The sequence below is a fragment of the Sporomusa sp. genome (assembly GCF_035561255.1).
In the GTDB taxonomy this organism is placed as follows: domain Bacteria; phylum Bacillota; class Negativicutes; order Sporomusales; family Sporomusaceae; genus Sporomusa.
Map to the genome: position 1 here is coordinate 1 of NZ_DATMXX010000282.1, position 2966 is coordinate 2966.

At 45.2% G+C, this 2966-nt stretch carries 2 protein-coding genes; one reads left to right on the forward strand and one right to left on the reverse strand.

Annotated elements, in window-relative coordinates; all coding sequences use genetic code 11:
* Positions 1 to 1277, reverse strand: a 1277-nt coding sequence (eno, locus tag VN379_RS15490) for a phosphopyruvate hydratase (protein WP_414715003.1), incomplete at its 3' end; no start/stop codon positions are given.
* 285 nt (positions 1278 to 1562) lie between these two features.
* On the opposite strand from eno, the gene VN379_RS15495 reads away from it, so the two are divergent.
* Positions 1563 to 2810 (forward strand): IS110 family transposase, encoded by a 1248-nt coding sequence (locus VN379_RS15495; RefSeq protein WP_325535433.1) that lies wholly within the window; start codon positions 1563 to 1565, stop codon positions 2808 to 2810.
* Positions 2811 to 2966: the final 156 nt, after the last annotated feature.

Consider the following 2966-nt stretch of genomic DNA (forward strand, 5'->3'; position numbering starts at 1 on the left):
GGGTTAGAGAAACAAGCACATTTCCCTAATTCCCATTCAATTTCCAGCAAACGGTTGTATTTGGCCATCCTTTCGCTGCGGCAAGCAGAACCGGACTTAATTTGTACTCCGCCCATGGCTACCGAAAAGTCGGCAATAAAAGAATCTTCTGTTTCACCGCTTCGGTGCGAAATCACAAATCCCCACCCGGCTCTACGGCAGAGATTTATTGCCTCAATAGTTTCCGTTACAGTTCCAATCTGGTTTAGTTTAATTAAGGCTGCATTGGTGCTTTTATCCCTGATTCCCCGATTAATGAAATGTGTATTTGTCACATATAGATCATCACCAACAATCTGCACTTTATTTCCTAACAACGCTGTATGCTTTTGGAATCCCTCCCAATCGTTTTCTGCTAATCCATCCTCAATAGAAATAATAGGATATTTACCAACCCATGCCGCATAAAGGTCGTTCATTTCGCTGCTTGTCTTTTGTCCTTGACCTGATTTTGCTAAATGATACCATCCGTTTTCAAAAAATGAGCTTGCCGCCGGATCAAGGGCAATTGCAATGTCCTTTCCAGGTTGATACCCTGCCTTTTCTATCGCTTTTGTGATGAATGCACAGGCTTCATCATTGCTTTTCAGATTGGGGGCAAAACCGCCTTCATCCCCGACTGAAGTGTTGTATCCTTTATCACCTAGTATTTTCTTAAGTGCGTGAAAGGTTTCACTCCCATATCTTAAGGCTTCCGCAAATGACGGCGCCCCAATGGGCATTACCATAAATTCTTGAAAATCAACACTGTTATCTGCATGCTTTCCGCCGTTTAAAATATTCATCATCGGTACAGGAATTTGGACAGCACCCGGTCCGCCTAAATAAGCATATAAGGGAAGCCCAGTATTTTCAGCAGCAGCCCGGGCTGCACACATGGAAACACCCAGAATTGCGTTGGCGCCAAGTTTTGCTTTATTGGGAGTCCCGTCCATTTCAATGAGCAGCCTGTCAATCTCAGTTTGTTTTGCCGGGTCAAACCCAACGATTTCCGGAGCGATCATCTCGTTCACATTTGAGACCGCCTTTTGGACTCCTTTTCCCCCATACCGATTTCTGTCATTATCTCTCAGCTCAACTGCTTCATTTTTACCCGTTGAAGCACCGGAAGGAACTGATGCGGCTACTCTTACCCCGTTTTCCAAACTCATAAATACCCTGATCGTAGGGTTTCCTCGAGAATCAAGGATTTCAATGGCTTTCACGTTCTTAATCCTGTTACTCATTTTTATAACCATTCCTTTCGCTGCGCTCAGGCACAAAACGATATGAAAATGGTTGCCTGTGCGCTATTATTTAATTGGTCGTGCAAGTAACTACAGAGCACGTGGAGGTGAGTGCGTCCCCCTAGCCTTGTTTTTGGGGAGACCGCATTTTTATATGTGTCGCTCTGCCTAGTCAAGCACAAATAAGTGTGGCATAGACCACGTAGATTTATCTTTGTATAAACAACTCCTTTGTTTGTAGAGGGCGAGCAGTCAATGCTTGTGCGACCACTATACTATCTGAGAGAGGGAGTGTTTATGCTCAAAATTGTGTACCCTATCTGTTGCGGCATCGACGTGCACAAAACCTTCGTCGTTGCTACCATCGCGGCCACCGATCGCGAAAACATCACAACCTACAAAACCAAACGCTTTTCCACCTTTACCAAGGATCTGAGAGCCTTAGTGCTGTGGCTCTCCCATAATCAGTGTGTCCAAGTCTGCATCGAGTCCACCGGCAAGTACTGGATCCCTGTCTACAACATTCTGGAACCTTCCTGCCGGATCACCCTGGCGCACCCTAAATATGTCAAGGCGATCCGCGGCAAGAAGACTGACAAAAAGGATTCCATCTGGATTGCAGACCTTCACAAACATGGGCTGGTTCCCGGCAGTTTCATTCCTCCTGCAGATATTCGTGAAATTCGTGACCTGCTGCGCTACCGTTCCAAGCTGGTTTCCTTTGCGTCCAGCGAAAAAAACCGGGTGCAAAACTCCCTGACTGTTTCCAATATCATGCTTTCCAATGTGGTCTCCGATACCTTTGGCAAAAGTGCTTCGGCTATTCTTTCCCATCTGTTGAAACATCCTGATGATCAGGACTTTGATTTTCGGCCGCTTTTACACGGCTCGATGCTTAAGAAGCAAGCCGATATTGCCTTAGCTATTGACGGTACCATTAGCGAAGTTCAGTCTGGTAAAATATCCCTCTGCTTAAGCCATATGGATGCGATTAAACGCTACATCGCTCAAATAGAAGCAACTGCCATGCGCTTGGCCGCCCCTTACTCCGATGCCATCAGGATTATCCAGTCCCTTCCAGGTATTCGCCCCTTTTCTGCTCTTGCCATTTTCTCTGAAATCGGTGCTGATATGTCTGTTTTTCACTCGGACAAACATCTTTGTTCTTGGGCCGGACTTGCTCCTTCCAACGATCAGAGCGCCGGTAAGAAAAAATCGGTTCGCATTAGCCGGGCTGGCGTTTACATCAAGCCTTTACTCGTTCAATGTGCCAATGCGGCGATCAAGGATAAGGATTTTCCCTACTATCGCACCCGCTATGAAGCGATTAAGCACCGTCGCGGCCACAAAAGAGCCATTATTGCCATTGCCCGCATGATGCTCACCGCAATTTACCATATGCTTTCTGCGAATGAATTGTTTAATCCGGCTCTCTATGAAAAATCACAGTGTAAACCCGGTTTTGTGGCTTCCTCTGAACAACATGCCGTTAAACTTTTACAGCGTTTAGGTTATTCGGTTGTTAAAATAGCTGACTCTGTCTAAAATCGACTGTTATTGTTTCTCTTTTTTTGACCTATATGGTAGGTCTGTTCAAGTGCGCCTTTTTACGGATTTTTATTGTTTTTTTACTCCCTTATTCTTTTTCAGATTTTAAAACCTCCCCCACCAATAAAAAGTAAATGTCAAACCGGTTCACAT

What these genes read in the sequence shown, in the direction of transcription:
- VN379_RS15495 (WP_325535433.1), top strand. Translation starts at nt 1,563, where the DNA reads ATGCTCAAAATTGTGTACCCTATCTGTTGCGGCATCGACGTGCACAAA.